Genomic DNA, 16,231 nt, shown 5'->3' on the forward strand with positions numbered 1-16,231 from the left:
GTTTGATAATTGTATTTTCTTCGCTATAATACATCCATCAATCGAGATAGCCGTTCCTCAATTGGCTACCCTGAGCTGACTTATTATAACAATCTACTTCCTAACTTAAGCTTTGCCTTGACTAACAGCGCTCTAGGACGGAGCGCTATTTTTTTGCCTGGTTTTTCTTCTCGAACTATTCCGTCTACTGCAATTTGCTTCTCCTTGCTGTCATAACTCTTATGAATAACGATATCCTGACTGAAGCAAAAAGAGCGCCGAAAAAGGCGCTCTTTTTGTTCATTGGTTGGCTTGTTAGCTAGCCGCGAGTGCAGCTTGTTCCTTCTTTACCTTGTTGTAGCGCATCTTCTTAAGGGTAATGGCCACAGCTGCTGTAGTAACCACACCGATAGCCATTGCAAGCAGTGCCAGGGCTGGTTTGTTGAAAGCACCCAGGAGAACTACAATTGGGCCACCGTGCGCAACGTTACAGGTCAGGCCGAAGCTAAAGCCAAGGATACAGGCCACAGCCGAGCCGATCATGTTCGCAGGGATAACGGCGAACGGGTCGCGGGCTGCAAACGGGATAGCACCTTCGGAGATACCAACCAGGCCCATTGCGGTTGCCGCCTTGGCATTTTCTACTTCTTCGCCTTCGAACAGTTTCATACGGCTACCGATGAAGGCTGCCAAAGCCATACCCAATGGCGCGACAGGGATAGCGGCTGCTTGCGCCCCCATGAACTGGGTTTGGCCTTCTGCAATTAGGCCGACGCTGAACAGGAATGCCACCTTACCAAATGGCCCACCCATATCGAACCCTTGCATCAGGCCTATTACTAGGCCGATGAGGATAACATTACCGGTTGATAGGTTGGCCAGTACGGTGTTCATGGTTTCCATGATGCCGGCGATAGGCGCACCGATGATAAAGATAAAGACAGCAGCGATGAACAGCGAGCCGGCAATCGGCGCGATCATGATAGGGACGAGCGGTTGGATCATCTTGTTGTAGTTGAAGCTGACAATCCATTTAACGAAGTAACCGACCAGCAAGCCGGCAATGATGGCACCGATGAAGCCAGTGCCGGCATCGGCGTCATAGAAAGAGCCGTTATTGGCGATCCAGCCACCAATCAAGCCAGGGGCCAATCCAGGCCGGTCAGCGATGGCATAGGCAATGTAGCCGGCAAGGATAGGGATCATCAGGGTGAAGCCGACAACACCGACATCAAGGATTTTGTTCCACAGGCTGCCTTCCGGAATAGCGAGGCCGCCAGGAGTTGGTTCACCGCCAATCGCCAGTGAAATCGCGATCAAGATACCGCCTACCACGACGAAAGGGATCATATGTGACACGCCATTCATCAGGTATTTGTAAAGATCATGGCCTGAGCCACCAGGGCCTGCTTTTGCTGCCGTTGCCTGGCTGGCTTTGTCATCACCAGCAAACGGTGGGGCAACTAATGCTTGCTCAATCAGGGTATCGGCGTTTTTGATTGCCTTTTTCACCCCTGTAATCACGACTTTTTTACCTGCAAAGCGGTTTAAGTCTACTTGCTTGTCACAGGCAACGACTATCGCATCAGCGCGGGCAATCTCTTCGGCCGTTGGCGCATTTTTTACCCCAACCGACCCATTGGTTTCGACCTTGTATTCGTAACCCATCTCTTTGGCTGCATTTTCGATGGCTTCAGCCGCCAAATACGTGTGGGCGACCCCAACCGGGCAGCCTGTCACACCAATGATAAACCCTTTGGCTGGCCCTTGGTTTGTTTCTGGCGGTAAAACCGTTTCTTCTTCATTAGCGGTAAACAGTGCCAGAGCTTGTTCGCTGCTGGTGGCATTTTGCAGGTCTTCGAGGAAAGAGGGTTCGATAATTTTAGAAGACAGGCTGGCAAGGACTTCGACATGGAAGTCACTGGCTTTTTCCGGGGATGCGATCATGAAGAAGATCTTCGAAGGCTCACCATCCTCGGCACCATATTCAATGCCTGCTTTGCTAACACCCACCGCAATCGCTGGGGCGATCACTGCACTGCTTTTGGCATGGGGCAGGGCGACCCCGTCTTCGAAGCCGGTATTGCCTGTGGCTTCTCGCTCCCAGAGGCCTTTGACAAAGGTTTCTTTGTCCGACACTTTGCCTGCATTGACCAGTACGTCAGCAAGCTCATTGAATACCGCTTCTTTATCTGTGGCAGCCAAGTCTAGCTTGATGAGCTGCTCATTTAGGATCTCTTTCATCATAGTGCAGATCTCTTTTTGATGTAGGGGGTAAGATTTATGTATTTACAAATTGTGATTTCATCTTAGTGATACTCTGACGGGTGAAAATTGATAGAGATCAAATTTATCGAATGGTATCCAGCCTGTTTCAGTAAATGTGAGCTGAGTAACGGATGTGATATGACAAAGATCACAGTTAATTGCTGGTATATTTGTCATATCAAATTCACATTAGATCGATATCGCGTAAGGAAGTGATTGCTGGCCCCGCCATTGGCTGACCAACAATGTGCCGCTGCTCAATGGCAAAACATCGTGGACATGATGGAAAGGAGAATTTTCCTCGGCCTCCATAGGCTGAAGCACTCCAGCAATATAAACAGGCGGTTTGGCGCCGATTGCCCGGGTGACTTTGCCATCTTCACCAATGGCCAAGACAAAACCGCTGTTATCCCGCCTGCTGGCGTAATTTTCCAAATCAATGTCACTGACAACAGGGCCAGACCAGCACACCCCACAATATAATAATGACCCATGGATCACCGGTCGGCACGGATATACGCCGGGCAGGTGGATGGATTTGACGAACTCGCCTGCCAGGGTGAAAAACTTGAAGCTGGATTGTTTTCTCGAGGAAATGACCAGCAAGGGTTGCCCCCCTTTGGCTGCCGGCCTGTGATCAATGGCGATACCATGCGGGTTGATGAGCGAGTTGGCAGCCGGCGCGTTTTCAGTGCCGCCAAACGAGAACTTGTAATTGCCATCTGGGGCGAAGCAATGGATGAAACTCGCGCCATAGCCGTCGGCAATGTAGATATCGCCATTGGGCGCGACGCACGTTTCGGTCGGGTTGTAAGTTAAACCTGGGTGGTAAATGCCCAGCTCAAATGGGTTGGCAAAGGTACGGATGACCTTGCCGTCGAGGGTCGCCTGCACGACTTCACCGCGCCCTTTGCTGATAACCCCATCGATTTCCACCACCCCGGTTTGGGTGATGAGAAGATATTCAATACCTCCCTCCTCAAACAGGGTCAGGCCGTGGCAGCCGTCATAACCCAACGTCCAACTGTCGAGGAACCTCCCATCAGGACTGAATATCAAGATGTTGTTCTCTGGATGGTCGACAGAAAGAAAAACCCTGCCATCGCGGCTTTGCGCCATTTCGTGGCAGTTTTCAATGGCAATGTAGTCAGGAACCTGGGTCCATTGCTGGTTGAGCCATGGTGGGGGCGGGGTGTTTAACGACGATGGCTGGGACATGTTCATTTCCTTTCTTTTAAGTGACTGTATTTATTAGGCAAAGCGTTTACAAGAAATGGGCAATTTTGTAGCTGGTGATAATTGTTAACAAAATTAGCGCTTGCATAACATAACAAATGCCGATAATTTGTAAATACAAAAACAAGATCGCCCAAACTATCCAATAAGGAAGCCACGCTATGTCCCTGCTCACCCCGACAAAAGAAATTATCCAGAACGACGTATCACCATTGCGTAGCCAGTACCAACAAGATGGCTATATCCTGCACAAGCAACCTCTGCTCGACCCACAGCAGTTTTCAGAGCTACAGGATATTTTTGAATCTTTGATGGCTGCAAAAGGGGAGATGCGGGCCGATGAGTTGAACCGCCCGCATTATGCTGATCCAAGGTTGTTTAAGTTTTTGACCGCCAAACCGGTGTTGGATCTGGTTGAATCTTTGATTGGTCCAAATATTGGTTTATGGAGTAGCCACTTTATTTGCAAGGAAGCCTACACCGGCCGCATTACCCCGTGGCATGAGGATTCGAAATACTGGGAAGGCCGAATTGATCGTATGGATAAGCTAGCGACTATCTGGTTGGCAATAGATCCTTCGAACAAGGAGAACGGTTGTATGCGGGTGATCCCGGGCACCCATGTATTGGAAGACAAGTTTGAGTATGTCGATGTCGACAAGGCAACCCATACCTTCTCTACCGAATTGCACCACCGCTATTTTGATGAGCAGGATGCGGTGTACTTTGAACTGGAACCGAACCAGTGCTCCATCCATGACGGCCGTATCTTCCATGGCGCCCTGGCCAATACCAGCCCGCACCGCCGTTGCGGTTACACCATGCGCTACGTATCACTAGATTGTAAGGTCAATGATGCGCACCCGGACAATGCGACCCACCGCCTATACCAAGTCCGGGGTGAGAACATTGCTAACAACAGAGTGTACCAGCTACCTGATTTTTAATCAGTTTGTGGATAAACAAGCGTAAAGGAGGCGTCGGTTTACAAAGTAAACCGACGCTTTTTCTATTAGCGGATGGAAACTGTGGTGAGCTCGTTGGATACCAGTGTTTCTACGGTGTATTGCGCCAGGACAGAGTGCAGCAGGTAAACATGGTGCTGGATACACAGACTGATGTGCCCCGGCTCAGCCCGAAGCAAAAAGGCTTCTTTTTCGTTTAGTGCTTTACCTGAGATGGTCTTGGCATCGTGGCTGATATTATGGCCGGCACTGTGCTCGACAAAATGCAGCACTGATTGCTCGCAGTGGGCTTCGGTAAAGGTTGGGAACAGTGCCACCGGCATCCAGGTCTCTTCTAGGATAGATGGTTCACCGTTGATAATCCGCATCCGCTTGAAGTGATAGAGTGGGGCACCTTCTTCCAGGCGGAATTTTTGCGCAAGTAACTCATTCGCCTGGGTTTGGCTGAACTCCAGCACAATGTTTTTTAAGTCGGTGTCTTTGTTGATCCGCTCAGAGATACTGGTCAGGTTGTTGTCCTGGTAGAACTCGGGCGGATTGACGAAAATCCCCGATCCTTGGCGGGAGTGGACAAACGACTCTTGTTTTAGTTTTTCGATCGCCTTGCGTAGTGTCGGTCTGCTGACACCGAACTGGCTTGAAAGCGCATGCTCACCATCCAGTTGGGACCAAGCCGGGTAGGTTCCCGCAACAATATCAGCTTTGATAGCCTGGTAAACTTCTATGTACTTCATCTCTAGAGCGACTTCTTTATAAGTAGCGTATCTTGCCCAGTAAAAGCCTAACCTGTTAACACATATTTAGGGGGGAAGGGCAAAATACGTGAATATGTATGACTGAAATATTACCAGAAAAGCCCTTCCAGCCCCACTGTCATCGCCAAATTTTCTTACGGCATGATCAAGATCATCCTTTTTGATGGTCATTTTATATTTGTATTTACATATTTTGGGTGTGGGTTTATGTTTATCCCCATAACGCCAAGAGGAGCCCTACCATGTCATCCAAAATCGAAAACAACCCAAGCCAAGTTGATGTCAACAAGAAGATCCCTTGTGAAAAGCCAGTGCTGACCCAGCTGGAAATAATGGAAGCTTATACTCAAGCGCATCAGAGCGAACAGGATATCTACCAACGCGAGGTGGGCTGTTTATCCCAACTGTATCCAATTTTGTTCAGACAAATTGAAGCGGAGGATTGTGTTGTCGGTCGTGTGGATGCATTGCCGATTGGTTTTGGTAGCGTGACATCGGTGGGTGGCGTCGGGCATTACTGTAATTTTGACAAGCTTGAGGCGCTGAAGAACGAGTTACCTGCAGATACCCATGCTCGCGTAGATGCCCTGCTGGATTACTGGCAGCAACATGACACCCGTTCGATTTATTATCGCCAGACCCTAACTGAGACGACGTTGGGCAAGTTTGTTGATGTTAACTACCCTGCCATTGCAACAGCTCGCCTTAGCGGCATGTATCTCGATTACAACAAACTGGTGGACTTGGGCCTTAACGGCATGCGTGCCCTTATTGGCGACAAGCTGGCGTCAGCGCGCCAGCAGTCGGATACCAAGGCTGTGTCGCTGCACCAATCTTTCCTTGGTTGCCTTGATATTGTCGAAGCGGTCATCAACAAGCATATCGAACTGTGTGCCAAGGAGCTTGAATCAACGCCTGATCTTACCCGCAAGCACCAACTGAGTGATTTGATTGATGCCCTGGCAGCGATTCGCAGCGAAAAACCGCAAACTTTCTTGCAGGGTATTCAGCTAACTTGGCTGTACAGCCTGTGTGCCGGGGTAGTGAACTACGGCCGTATGGATGATTACCTTGGTGATCTGCTGGTGGCAGATCTTGAAGCCGAGCGTATTACCGAGCGCCAGGCAATTAATTATATTCGCTCCCACTACCGCTTGATTGAAGCGCGCAAGACAACAGTGAATGGCCGTGTAGTCATTGGTGGTCTAGGCCGCCGCAACCCGGAAACGGCGGATGTGTACTGCAAATTGTCAATTCAGGCGGTACGTGAAAATAAAGATACCGAGCCTCAGTTCACCTTGCGTATTTACAAGGGCATGAACCAAGACGTCTACAATGACGCACTGGATGCCATTGGCGAAGGCCTGACCTACCCAATCTTGTACAACGATGATGTCAATGTGCCTGCGGTCATGAAGTCGATGCAGATCTCTGAGCAGGACGCCCAGCATTATGTCCCATTTGGGTGCGGGGAGTTTGTCCTGTCGGGCAAGAGTGTCGGCACGCCGAATACCTGTATCAATATCCTCAAGATCCTGAACATTTCATTGACCGGTGGTACTGACTTTTGGGATGGCCAGGACAAGAGCGGAGGGACTGCTTTGCTGCAGCCTGGGCAAGTCAATAGCTTTGATGATGTGATGAATAACTACAAGGCGCTGCTGGATTTCTATATCGACCTGACAGCCAATGCCCAGTCTTTCTCTTATGGCGTCATGAACCAACAAGTGGGCTTCTTGTTTACCAGCATGCTGACTGACGATTGTATCGGTCGTAGCAAGGCGTTACTCGATGGTGGTGTTTACAAGCTGGGAGGCACCAATGAAACCTACGGCAATACCAATGCTTACGATTCACTGGCTGCTATCAAGAGAGTGATCTTCGAGGATAACAAATACAGTTATGCCGAACTGATCGAAGCACTGAAAGTCGATTTCGATGGCTATGACCGTATGAAATACGATCTTATCCAAGCGCCGAAATTTGGTAACGATGACAGCTATGTCGATGAGATTGCGGTCGAGATGCATGAATACATCTGTAACGGCATTAAAGACTCTGCCGCCAGAGTGGGGATGGACAGTTACCTGGTGGTGATTATCAACAACCAGGTGAACACCGAGTGGGGCCGGGCAACAAGTGCATCTGCCGATGGCCGCCATCGCGGGGTGTACATGAGCAATGCCAACAACCCACAAAGCGGTGCTGATAAAAATGGCCCAACGGCGATGCTCAACTCGTTGGCGAAGTTGAAAGCAGATGTCCATGCCGGCTCGGTACAGAACATGAAGTTCAGCAAGAACATGTACCAGGACAAGCGAATGATTGTCGAAGCACTGCTTGATGGCTACTTTGAGCAGGGCGGCCCTCAAATCATGGTGAGTGTTGTGGGCAAGGGGGAGCTGGAAGATGCATACCACAACCCAGAGAAGTACCCGAATCTGGTGGTGCGTGTCGGTGGCTTCAGTGCCCGCTTCGTTAACCTAGACCGTGATGTTCAGCTGGAAATCCTTAACCGGACATTGAACGACTAATGTCAACCGGGCTGCTGATGGCAGCCCTTTTTCTCTTTCTTTGATGTGTACAGGTACAGCCATGCAAGCTTCAGCTCAAGCCAAGGCGAAAGGCATTGTCTTCGATATTCAGAAGTTCAGCGTCAATGACGGCCCCGGTGTCCGTACTGCCGTTTTTCTCAAGGGTTGCCAGATGAAATGTGTCTGGTGCCATAACCCGGAGTCACTGAGCGTCAGGAAACAGTTGTCTTTTTCGCAGCAGAAATGCGTTGGCTGCCGTTCTTGCGAGCAGGCGTGCCCTAAGGGGGTACATACCTTTGATGCCGCCGGAAATCACCTGGTTGATTTTGGCAATTGTGATGCTTGTGGTTTGTGTGTCGATGCCTGTATGCATGATGCGCTTAAAATCTACGGGAAAGAGATGACGGTCGATCAAGTGTTTGCCGAGGTGATCAAAGACAAGGTCTATTTTGACAAGTCAAGAGGCGGCTTGACCCTCTCTGGCGGTGAGGCGCTCAAGCAGTTTGATTTTTCTTTGGCCCTAGCCAAGAAGTGTAAGGAAAACGGCCTGCATGTCTGCATTGAAACCAACGGCGCTTCAAAGCCTGAGCATTACCGCGCGATAGCACCTTATGTCGACCTGTTTTTGTTTGACTACAAGGCAACAGGGGACAAAACCCATAAAGCCCTGACGGGGCTGCCTAGGCGTTTGGTAGATGATAACCTCAAGTTGCTTGAGCAGATCAATGCTGCGGTGATCCTTCGCTGCCCGATCATCCCCGGCTATAACCTTTCAGAACAGCATTTGGAAGCTATCGCAAGGTTGGCGGAGTCAATGGGCAATATCCAGAAAGTCGAGCTGTTGCCCTACCATAACTTCGGTAAAGGCAAGGCAGCAGAAATTGGGCGGGAGTATGATGTTGAGGCTGATATTCCCGCTGATGAGGATGTGCAAAACTGGCTGGCAAAGGTGCGAAGCTACGGTGAAGTCAACGTGACTTTAAGTTAATTCGCACTAAGACTTGCCAAGGTATGGGCCAAGAAATTGGCTTACTTGCGCTTGGCATAATCCCACTTCGACCGTTACACCGGCTTGCTCAAGGATCGCTATTCCCTTTCCGCTGTTTCTTGGATCGGGGTCGAGCATGGCTACCACCACATGCTTGATCCCAGATTTAACCAGTGTTTTGGCGCAAGCGGGTGTCCTTCCGACAAACGAGCATGGCTCCAGCGTGACATAGGCACTGACCCCTTCCATACTGCCTGAATAGGCATTCAACGCTTCGACTTCGGCATGGTTTCCGCCAATCTTCTGGGTATGGCCTTCGGCGACAATATGGTTGTTTTTGACCAGTACACAGCCAACCGGTGGATTGGGCTGGCAGTCTGGCAATGCTTGCTGTGATAGCTCCAAGGCGCGAAGCATAAACTTCTGAGGCATTGACTCTATATCTCTAAAACGGGTAGAAGACGAGTATATTACCATCATCGAAAAGGGGGGCGAGAGATCATCCAAATTGCTCTAACAGCTCACCAATGACAGGCAAGATAGAGAGTATCAATAAACCGGACATGGATAAATTAAACCATTTGCGGTAGGTATCATTGTTCAAATATCGCTTGAGCCATGAGCCGAAATATAACCATATCCCAACACTGGGAAAGGAGATAACCAAAAAAGTACTCGCTAAAATCAGCGTTTGGGTGGTGAACTCACTGCCTGATACGGTAAAAGCGGCAATGGCCCCTGTCGCTACGACCCAAGCTTTGGCATTGACCCATTGAAATAAAGCGCCGTTGAGAAAAGTCAGTGGTTCAGATTGTTCCTTCGCTCCAAAACCGTCCCTTGAGCTTGAAATCAACCATGCCAAATAAAGCAAATACAGCACGCCAGATATTTTTATGAGGGTATGTAAACGAGGGAAAAGCTCGAAGACCTGGCCAAAGCCAAAACCGACAAGTAGCAACATGAAAGAAAAGCCAACACATATTCCGCATAGTACAGGCAGGCTCTTTTTGATACCAAAATTAAGCCCTGAGGTCATCACTAGAATGTTATTGGGGCCCGGCGTTGCGGATGATACCACCGCAAATAGTATCAATGAAAATATGTAGTCCATTACATCCCCATGGTTGATGATGTGTTACTGGTAGGCAGTGTTAAACCTTTATATAGTTAGCTATTTGAAACCTGAAGTTAAGATAAATGCCTCTATGGAATACTGGTTTCGATATTTAATTGTCCTTCGAGCCCAGCTTCGCGGTGGATGCTTAAGGCCTTAAATTCCTCTGACGAAGTCATATCGAGTAGGGCTTGCCTTGAGGGATATTTAACAATAACAAAGGCATCCCATAACTCATCCACTTCCCCAATTATTAATCCGGTTATATCTGAATAGAAAACGACTTCCGCACCGTATTTATCCAGTACCTTCAGCATAGGCTTGCCATATAGTTCATAAGCCTCTTTACCGGTTAATGCGGTTTCACGCCCATCAGGATAAACGGCTTTTTCCTTGAACCGGAATAAATTAAGTAGGTGAATTTCGCCACTGTCTGGATCGTGGTTGAGTCTTTCCATCTGCGCATTAGATGGATATAGCTGATTCAAAACTTCCATACTCTCTCCAAGTCACTCGCGTCATATTATTTTATGCAATTGTGCTGCTTGCAAAATCTTAATATGAAGAGATGAAAATTAAAGGTAAAGGCAATTTTTGGATTATGGCGATGTTTTTCGCAAAATAGTTCTTTAAATGTCGATGATAGCGAATGCTTAAAACTTATATTGATAATCGTGCTAACTGTTTGCGATGGGAAAGCTAATGTCATAAATACTGATGATAAAATATCAAAGATCACACAAATAGCGCAACGAGCGCTTCTCAAAACCTTGTTTAGAATAAAATTCTTGGGCCTGATAGCGGCTCAGCGACGTAGTTACTTCCAATAATTGGCAGTTATGTTGTTTGGCATGGTTTTTTGCTACTTCAATGAGCGTCGAGCCAATGCCCTTGCCGCGCTTATTTTTTTCCGCCACGAGGGCGGTGATACGGCAGATTTGCTCTCCAGTAGGAAAATACGGAAAGATGATCAAGGCTATCAACCCAAGTAGTCCGTCTTCGCTCTCGAAAACCATGGTGGTTTGCCGGCTGTCGTCCAGCATTGATTCGATAACAGCGGGTGAGGCTTGGTAGCCAAGCTGAGTCAGCAATATGCCAATGGCAGGGCCATCATTCAAGTTGGCTTGTCGGATCATATTAACTCCAAATTAAGTATGACGCTCCCAGCCTAGCAGGCCGATATGACAAGTTTGTGTGAAGTGACACCTAAGTAAAGAAAATACGCAAGGGGATAAGAACTGTATATATCCAAGCGGCTTAGGGTGCCTCTTGGGTATATACAGTGGTGATAAGGTTGGGAATTAAGCCACTTCGCTTGGTAGGCGGTGTTTCTCTTCTTTTAGCAGGAATTGAGACGCTGCGCGGGCTTTGTCGGCATTGCCGGCCATGATGGCATCGTAGATTGCACGGTGCTCATTGATACAAACGCCGCCGTCTTTGGATGAGTGGTGAATGAAGCTCATGAAAATCGTCGCCATCACATTACCAAACGGTAGGTAGAAGTCATTACCGGTTGAGAAGAAAATCAAACGATGGAAGTGCATATCAACTTCTGCCCAGCGTTCTTGGTCAAAGTTGTCAGCAATTTCACACATTTGCTGGAAAGTCTCAGAGAGCTCGATACGCTGGTCGGCAGTGGCGTTGCGCGCCGCCAAGGCGCAGGCTTCTGGCTCGATGGCTTTGCGTAGACCGAGGAACTGATGGTAGAAAACTTCTGCGTTTTGCAGGCCTTCCATCCACTCGAGAAGTTGTGGATCAAGGAAGTTCCAGTTCAGGCGGCCAACAACCTTGGTACCGATTTTCGGTTTTGACTCAAGCAGGCCTTTTGACGTCAGAAGCTTAACAGCTTCACGCAGGGCGGTGCGGCTGATGCCGAATTGTTCACAGAGCGTCATTTCGCCAGGGATCACTTGGCCTTGCTCAAGCTGGCCAGAGAGAATGCGACGGGCGATTTCGCGGGCGACCTGAACATGCAGGCTGCGTTTGGATCCCGCAATCGCGGTAAAACTAGAAGACATGTTAATCCTTGGTTCCATAACAATATGTATGACTATATGACTACAGTATACTGGATTTCGTGTTTTTGCTTGAGTAGTTTTGAATTATTCAGGCAAAAAAGCCGACTTTCGTCGGCTTTTTATCGTAATAAACTTTGCCGCTAGGGGCAATTTTTAGCTAAAAAAACAGTCTATCTAAAGCCGATATCCTAGAGACGGACCATTAGAAGCTGTAAGTAATACCTACACGGCTACGTAGTTCACGGGTGTCGTTGTTGTTACCGCTAGCATCTGTTCTGTTGAAGTTAACGTCACCGAACTCAACATATGGGCTCCAAGCACCTGGGCGGTAGCGGATGCTGATGTTGTTCTCGTAGTTAGTGTCTTTACCGTCGTATAGCTCGTAACCTTCTGCTTTGTAGTAATTCATTTCAAGGCCAAACTGCCATTGGTTGATCTTATAGCCGACATTACCCGTTATTCTGTGGCGTTTATCTGTGCTGTCGCCGTTGCTGTAGGTTTTGAAGTCGTGACGGTAACGGCCGCTCAACGTTAAGCCCTCTACGCTGTCGAAAGCGTAAGTCAGGCGAACTTGCGGTTTATAGGTCATACCGCTGCTACGGCCTTCAATTGGCATGCCCGGTTGCAAAGTCCAGTTGTCGTTCAGGCGAAAGCGGTATCCCCAGTCAAATTCCCAACCATTGTTTTGCAAATCTTCCATGAACTTGCCGTCTGCACCTTTGAATTTCAACTCACCACTGAAGTACAGATCACCAATGCTTTCGTTGATTTTCACACGGCTGGAGTGCTGCTCAGATTTACCCTTATATTCATGACGAAAATCAATTGATGCAGCGTTTACTTGGCCAGCAGCAATAATTGCACTCAGAGCAATAAGTAGAGAGGACGGTTTAAACATAGCTTAGTTCCGAATTACATTAAATTAATAATACAATAGTATTATCTGTTAAGTGCGGTTTGAAGCCTTTGATGTGTTTTATGTGAGCAAGCTCAATGAATGCGTGCTGCAGATTTTTATGATATTAAAATCAACATCTTACAATCAGTCTAGGTGTAAGCTACTGTTTTTAATTACTAAAATATATACCTCAATGTGTTGAGTTTATTTGATTTTATCAAATTATGTTTGGTTTTTTTGAGGGGACAGTTCGTATTAATCACTTTTGTCCTTACTTCAAAAGAATCTTAGCGATCTGAGTCACGAATAAAGCTTATTGTAGTACAAGTTGGTCTTTGGCTTATTTATTATAATTCCATCATTAATACACTAAGGATACGAACGATGGATCTTAATACTCTCATCGTAGGGGTTTATTTCCTGTTTCTAATTGCAATTGGGTGGATGTTCCGAACATTCACGAACACTACCAGTGACTACTTCCGAGGGGGAGGTAGCATGCTATGGTGGATGGTAGGTGCATCGGCATTCATGACCCAGTTCAGTGCCTGGACGTTTACCGGTGCGGCAGGTAAAGCCTATGCCGATGGCTTTGCAGTAGCGGTTATTTTCCTTGCCAATGCCTTTGGCTACTTGATGAACTACCTGTATTTCGCACCGAAGTTCCGCCAACTGCGTGTTGTCACGGTAATTGAGGCCATTCGTATGCGTTTTGGTAAAACCAATGAACAGGTATTTACCTGGTCTGGTATGCCAAACAGCGTAATTTCTGCCGGTATTTGGCTAAATGGTCTGGCGATTATTGCCTCTGGTATTTTCGGTTTCGACATGACCACAACCATTATCTGTACTGGTCTTGTGGTCTTGGTGATGTCGGTTACCGGTGGCTCTTGGGCCGTTATTGCCTCTGACTTTATGCAGATGGTGATCATCATGGCAGTGACCATGACCTGTGCCGTTGTTGCGATCATCCAAGGTGGTGGTGTCGGTGAAATCGTTAGCAACTTCCCGGTACAAGATGGGGCATCATTTGTATCTGGTAACGATCTAAACTACCTAAGCATTTTCGGTATCTGGGCATTCTTTATCTTCTTCAAGCAGTTCAGCATTACCAACAACATGCTGAATTCATACCGTTACCTAGCGGCCAAGGACTCAAAAAACGCGAAAAAAGCCGCGCTGCTTGCGTGTATCCTGATGACCATGGGCCCATTGATCTGGTTCATGCCTTCTTGGTTCATCGCTGGCCAAGGTGTTGATCTGGTTGCGCAATACCCTGATGCGGGCTCAAAAGCCGGTGACTTTGCCTACCTATACTTCGTACAGGAATACATGCCAGCGGGTATGGTGGGTCTGCTGATTGCTGCTATGTTCGCGGCGACCATGTCTTCGATGGACTCGGGCCTGAACCGTAACTCGGGTATCTTCGTTAAGAACTTCTACGAGCCAATTCTCCGTCCTAAAGCGACCGAGAAAGAGCTGGTTGTGGTGTCTAAGGTAACCTCTACTTTCTTTGGTATTGCTATCATATTGGTTGCTCTTTTCATCAACTCACTGAAAGGACTGAGCCTGTTCGATACCATGATGTACGTCGGCGCATTGATCGGCTTCCCAATGACCATCCCTGCTTTCTTCGGTTTCTTCATCAAGAAAACGCCAGACTGGGCGGGTTGGGGTACGCTAGTGGTGGGTGCGATCGTTTCTTACTACGTTGGCTTTGTCATTAATGCTGAAATGGTACAAAACTGGTTTAACCTTGAGCCGTTGACGGGTCGTGAGTGGTCTGACTTGAAAGTCGCTATTGGCCTTATCGGTCACCTGGTCTTTACCGGCGGTTTCTTTATCCTTACTACTCTGTTCTACAAGCCTCTACCTAAAGAGCGCCAGCAGGACGTTGATAAGTTCTTTAATAACCTTGCTACGCCACTGGTTGCCGAGTCGACAGAGCAGAAGCAGCTAGATAACAAACAGCGCCGTATGCTGGGTTCGCTGATTGCTGTTGCCGGTGTAGGTGTCATGGCGATGTTTGCCCTGCCTAACCCATTCTGGGGACGTGTAATCTTCGTGCTATGTGGTGCCATTGTACTTGGTGTTGGTCTTCTGCTTGTTAAAGCGGTCGACGACTCTGTAGAGACAGGCAACGTTGCAGCAGAAGCTAAATAAATATTTTTGATATTTAGGTAGAGACTATGTTTAAGAAGTTTATAAGCGGTATGGCTCTGGCAAGTGCGATGTTCGCTGCACCCCTGTATGCTAGCGATGCACTGCCAAATACCGTCTTTTTCGATGCGGACTTGATTGCACAAAGCAAAGCGCGTATCCATAACGATACCGCGACAGCTGAAGCGCAAGAGAGCTACCAGCGTCTGCTTGAAGAAGCCGAGTCAGCCATGACAGTTGGCATGCTATCGGTAACGGATAAAACACTGTTACCGCCAAGCGGTGACAAGCACGATTACTTTTCGATTAGCCCATACTGGTGGCCAAATCCAGAGACGAAAGATGGCCTGCCTTGGATCCGTCATGACGGTAAAACCAACCCGGACTCGAAGACCGATGCGACAGACTCTGTCCGCATTGGCTTGTTTACCCGATCGGTTCGCGCCTTGGGCGTAGCGTACTACTTCTCTGGTGAGGAAAAGTACGCCGAACAGGCTGCCAAAATGTTGCGCCACTGGTTCATTAACCCAGAAACTCGCATGAACCCTAACCTTCGCTATGCACAGGCGGTTCCTGGGGTGGACGATCAGCGACGTAGCGGCATGATTGACTCGCGCAGCTTCTCTGATCGTCTGGTTGATGCTCTGGCGCTACTGGAAACATCCAAGCATTGGACACCAGAGGACAATGTGGCGATGCGTGCATGGCTGGGTGATTTCCTTAACTGGTTAATTACCTCAGAGCAAGGCACTGCTGAGCAGTACTCCCCAAACAACCATGGTACTTGGATGCAGGCCCAAATTGCGGGTATCGCCTATTACCTTGGTAAAGAAGATATTGCCAAAATGGCAGTGGCAAACACCAAATGGCGTATTCGTGAACAGTTTGACAGCCAGGGTAAGCAGCCTGAGGAGCTGGCACGTACCCGTGGCTATCACTACAGCTACTTCAACCTAGATGCTATGGCGTACCTTGCCCAGCTTGGCGACAAAATGGGTATCGATATCTGGAACCACGATTACAAAGGTCGCAACATCAAGTCTGCCATCGATTATGTTGCCCAGTTCCAGAAGGCCGAAGATTGGCCTCACAAAGACAACGACATCAAAAAAGGTCGATTCCAAACTTACCGTATGTTGACGGTTTACCGCAAAGCGGATCTGGCTTGGGGTACGAACCACTATGATGAGGTTATTAAAGAAATCGGTTTTGGCAATGCCGATATCAGTAACCTGTCTCAGGTCTGGGCCGAGCGTGACGCTTACCTGCTGTATCCGAAACTGTAATACCCCTGTGTAAACCGGGCGGCCTTCCTG

General features: G+C 48.3%; 14 protein-coding genes. 5 read left to right on the top strand and 9 right to left on the bottom strand.

The window, feature by feature from the left end; translation table 11 throughout:
- Positions 1 to 294 precede the first annotated feature (294 nt).
- Both R2X38_RS13205 and R2X38_RS13210 read right to left on the bottom strand, forming a co-directional pair.
- Complete coding sequence (locus R2X38_RS13205; protein WP_317522719.1) at positions 295 to 2,226, bottom strand: fructose-specific PTS transporter subunit EIIC; 1,932 nt, start codon at positions 2,224 to 2,226, stop codon at positions 295 to 297.
- A 210-nt stretch (positions 2,227 to 2,436) separates the two neighbouring features.
- On the bottom strand, positions 2,437 to 3,465 hold the full coding sequence (locus R2X38_RS13210; RefSeq protein ID WP_317522721.1) for a hypothetical protein: 1,029 nt from the start codon (positions 3,463 to 3,465) through the stop codon (positions 2,437 to 2,439).
- Between the two features lie 179 nt (positions 3,466 to 3,644).
- On the opposite strand from R2X38_RS13210, the gene R2X38_RS13215 reads away from it, so the two are divergent.
- Entirely contained in the window at positions 3,645 to 4,430 is a 786-nt protein-coding gene (locus R2X38_RS13215; RefSeq protein WP_317522722.1) for a phytanoyl-CoA dioxygenase family protein, read from the top strand.
- 65 nt (positions 4,431 to 4,495) lie between these two features.
- Here R2X38_RS13215 and R2X38_RS13220 read toward each other — a convergent pair whose 3' ends face one another.
- The gene (locus R2X38_RS13220; protein WP_317522723.1) at positions 4,496 to 5,182 is read right to left on the bottom strand and encodes a GntR family transcriptional regulator; all 687 of its coding nucleotides are present in this window, start codon (positions 5,180 to 5,182) and stop codon (positions 4,496 to 4,498) included.
- A 263-nt stretch (positions 5,183 to 5,445) separates the two neighbouring features.
- Between R2X38_RS13220 and R2X38_RS13225 the strand changes: the two genes are divergently transcribed.
- Together R2X38_RS13225 and R2X38_RS13230 are read left to right on the top strand one after the other, a co-directional pair.
- Positions 5,446 to 7,737 carry a pyruvate formate lyase family protein gene (locus tag R2X38_RS13225; protein WP_317522724.1) on the top strand — a complete coding sequence of 764 codons (2,292 nt, stop codon included), beginning with the start codon at positions 5,446 to 5,448 and terminating at the stop codon, positions 7,735 to 7,737.
- A 61-nt stretch (positions 7,738 to 7,798) separates the two neighbouring features.
- Positions 7,799 to 8,725, top strand: coding sequence for a glycyl-radical enzyme activating protein (locus tag R2X38_RS13230; RefSeq protein WP_317522726.1), 927 nt, complete (start codon positions 7,799 to 7,801; stop codon positions 8,723 to 8,725).
- Positions 8,726 to 8,731: 6 nt separating this feature from the next.
- Here R2X38_RS13230 and R2X38_RS13235 read toward each other — a convergent pair whose 3' ends face one another.
- From R2X38_RS13235 to R2X38_RS13260, 6 genes are all read right to left on the bottom strand, one after another.
- On the bottom strand, positions 8,732 to 9,157 hold the full coding sequence (locus tag R2X38_RS13235; protein ID WP_317522727.1) for a bifunctional diaminohydroxyphosphoribosylaminopyrimidine deaminase/5-amino-6-(5-phosphoribosylamino)uracil reductase RibD: 426 nt from the start codon (positions 9,155 to 9,157) through the stop codon (positions 8,732 to 8,734).
- Positions 9,158 to 9,224: 67 nt separating this feature from the next.
- The gene (locus R2X38_RS13240) at positions 9,225 to 9,836 is read right to left on the bottom strand and encodes a LysE family translocator (protein ID WP_317522728.1); all 612 of its coding nucleotides are present in this window, start codon (positions 9,834 to 9,836) and stop codon (positions 9,225 to 9,227) included.
- Between the two features lie 92 nt (positions 9,837 to 9,928).
- Entirely contained in the window at positions 9,929 to 10,336 is a 408-nt protein-coding gene (locus R2X38_RS13245; RefSeq protein WP_317522729.1) for a DUF1330 domain-containing protein, read from the bottom strand.
- Between the two features lie 231 nt (positions 10,337 to 10,567).
- A complete protein-coding gene (locus tag R2X38_RS13250; protein ID WP_317522730.1) occupies positions 10,568 to 10,975 on the bottom strand; it encodes a GNAT family N-acetyltransferase in 408 nt (135 codons plus the stop codon).
- A gap of 165 nt (positions 10,976 to 11,140) precedes the next feature.
- Positions 11,141 to 11,857, bottom strand: coding sequence for a FadR/GntR family transcriptional regulator (locus tag R2X38_RS13255; RefSeq protein ID WP_317522731.1), 717 nt, complete (start codon positions 11,855 to 11,857; stop codon positions 11,141 to 11,143).
- Between the two features lie 202 nt (positions 11,858 to 12,059).
- The gene (locus R2X38_RS13260) at positions 12,060 to 12,755 is read right to left on the bottom strand and encodes an oligogalacturonate-specific porin KdgM family protein (protein WP_317522732.1); all 696 of its coding nucleotides are present in this window, start codon (positions 12,753 to 12,755) and stop codon (positions 12,060 to 12,062) included.
- Between the two features lie 384 nt (positions 12,756 to 13,139).
- On the opposite strand from R2X38_RS13260, the gene R2X38_RS13265 reads away from it, so the two are divergent.
- Complete coding sequence (locus tag R2X38_RS13265) at positions 13,140 to 14,918, top strand: sodium:solute symporter family protein (protein ID WP_317522733.1); 1,779 nt, start codon at positions 13,140 to 13,142, stop codon at positions 14,916 to 14,918.
- Between the two features lie 26 nt (positions 14,919 to 14,944).
- Positions 14,945 to 16,201: an alginate lyase family protein gene (locus R2X38_RS13270; protein ID WP_317522734.1), complete on the top strand. Its 1,257-nt coding sequence runs from the start codon at positions 14,945 to 14,947 to the stop codon at positions 16,199 to 16,201.
- The last annotated feature ends 30 nt before the right edge of the window (positions 16,202 to 16,231 follow it).

It is taken from the genome of Photobacterium rosenbergii, from assembly GCF_033022775.1.
GTDB lineage: Bacteria > Pseudomonadota > Gammaproteobacteria > Enterobacterales > Vibrionaceae > Photobacterium > Photobacterium rosenbergii_A.

Coding starts and splice junctions, on each gene's coding strand:
- R2X38_RS13205 (WP_317522719.1), bottom strand. CDS start 2,226: ATGATGAAAGAGATCCTAAATGAGCAGCTCATCAAGCTAGACTTGGCT.
- R2X38_RS13210 (WP_317522721.1), bottom strand. CDS start 3,465: ATGTCCCAGCCATCGTCGTTAAACACCCCGCCCCCACCATGGCTCAAC.
- R2X38_RS13215 (WP_317522722.1), top strand. CDS start 3,645: ATGTCCCTGCTCACCCCGACAAAAGAAATTATCCAGAACGACGTATCA.
- R2X38_RS13220 (WP_317522723.1), bottom strand. CDS start 5,182: ATGAAGTACATAGAAGTTTACCAGGCTATCAAAGCTGATATTGTTGCG.
- R2X38_RS13225 (WP_317522724.1), top strand. CDS start 5,446: ATGTCATCCAAAATCGAAAACAACCCAAGCCAAGTTGATGTCAACAAG.
- R2X38_RS13230 (WP_317522726.1), top strand. CDS start 7,799: ATGCAAGCTTCAGCTCAAGCCAAGGCGAAAGGCATTGTCTTCGATATT.
- R2X38_RS13235 (WP_317522727.1), bottom strand. CDS start 9,157: ATGCCTCAGAAGTTTATGCTTCGCGCCTTGGAGCTATCACAGCAAGCA.
- R2X38_RS13240 (WP_317522728.1), bottom strand. CDS start 9,836: ATGGACTACATATTTTCATTGATACTATTTGCGGTGGTATCATCCGCA.
- R2X38_RS13245 (WP_317522729.1), bottom strand. CDS start 10,336: ATGGAAGTTTTGAATCAGCTATATCCATCTAATGCGCAGATGGAAAGA.
- R2X38_RS13250 (WP_317522730.1), bottom strand. CDS start 10,975: ATGATCCGACAAGCCAACTTGAATGATGGCCCTGCCATTGGCATATTG.
- R2X38_RS13255 (WP_317522731.1), bottom strand. CDS start 11,857: ATGTCTTCTAGTTTTACCGCGATTGCGGGATCCAAACGCAGCCTGCAT.
- R2X38_RS13260 (WP_317522732.1), bottom strand. CDS start 12,755: ATGTTTAAACCGTCCTCTCTACTTATTGCTCTGAGTGCAATTATTGCT.
- R2X38_RS13265 (WP_317522733.1), top strand. CDS start 13,140: ATGGATCTTAATACTCTCATCGTAGGGGTTTATTTCCTGTTTCTAATT.
- R2X38_RS13270 (WP_317522734.1), top strand. CDS start 14,945: ATGTTTAAGAAGTTTATAAGCGGTATGGCTCTGGCAAGTGCGATGTTC.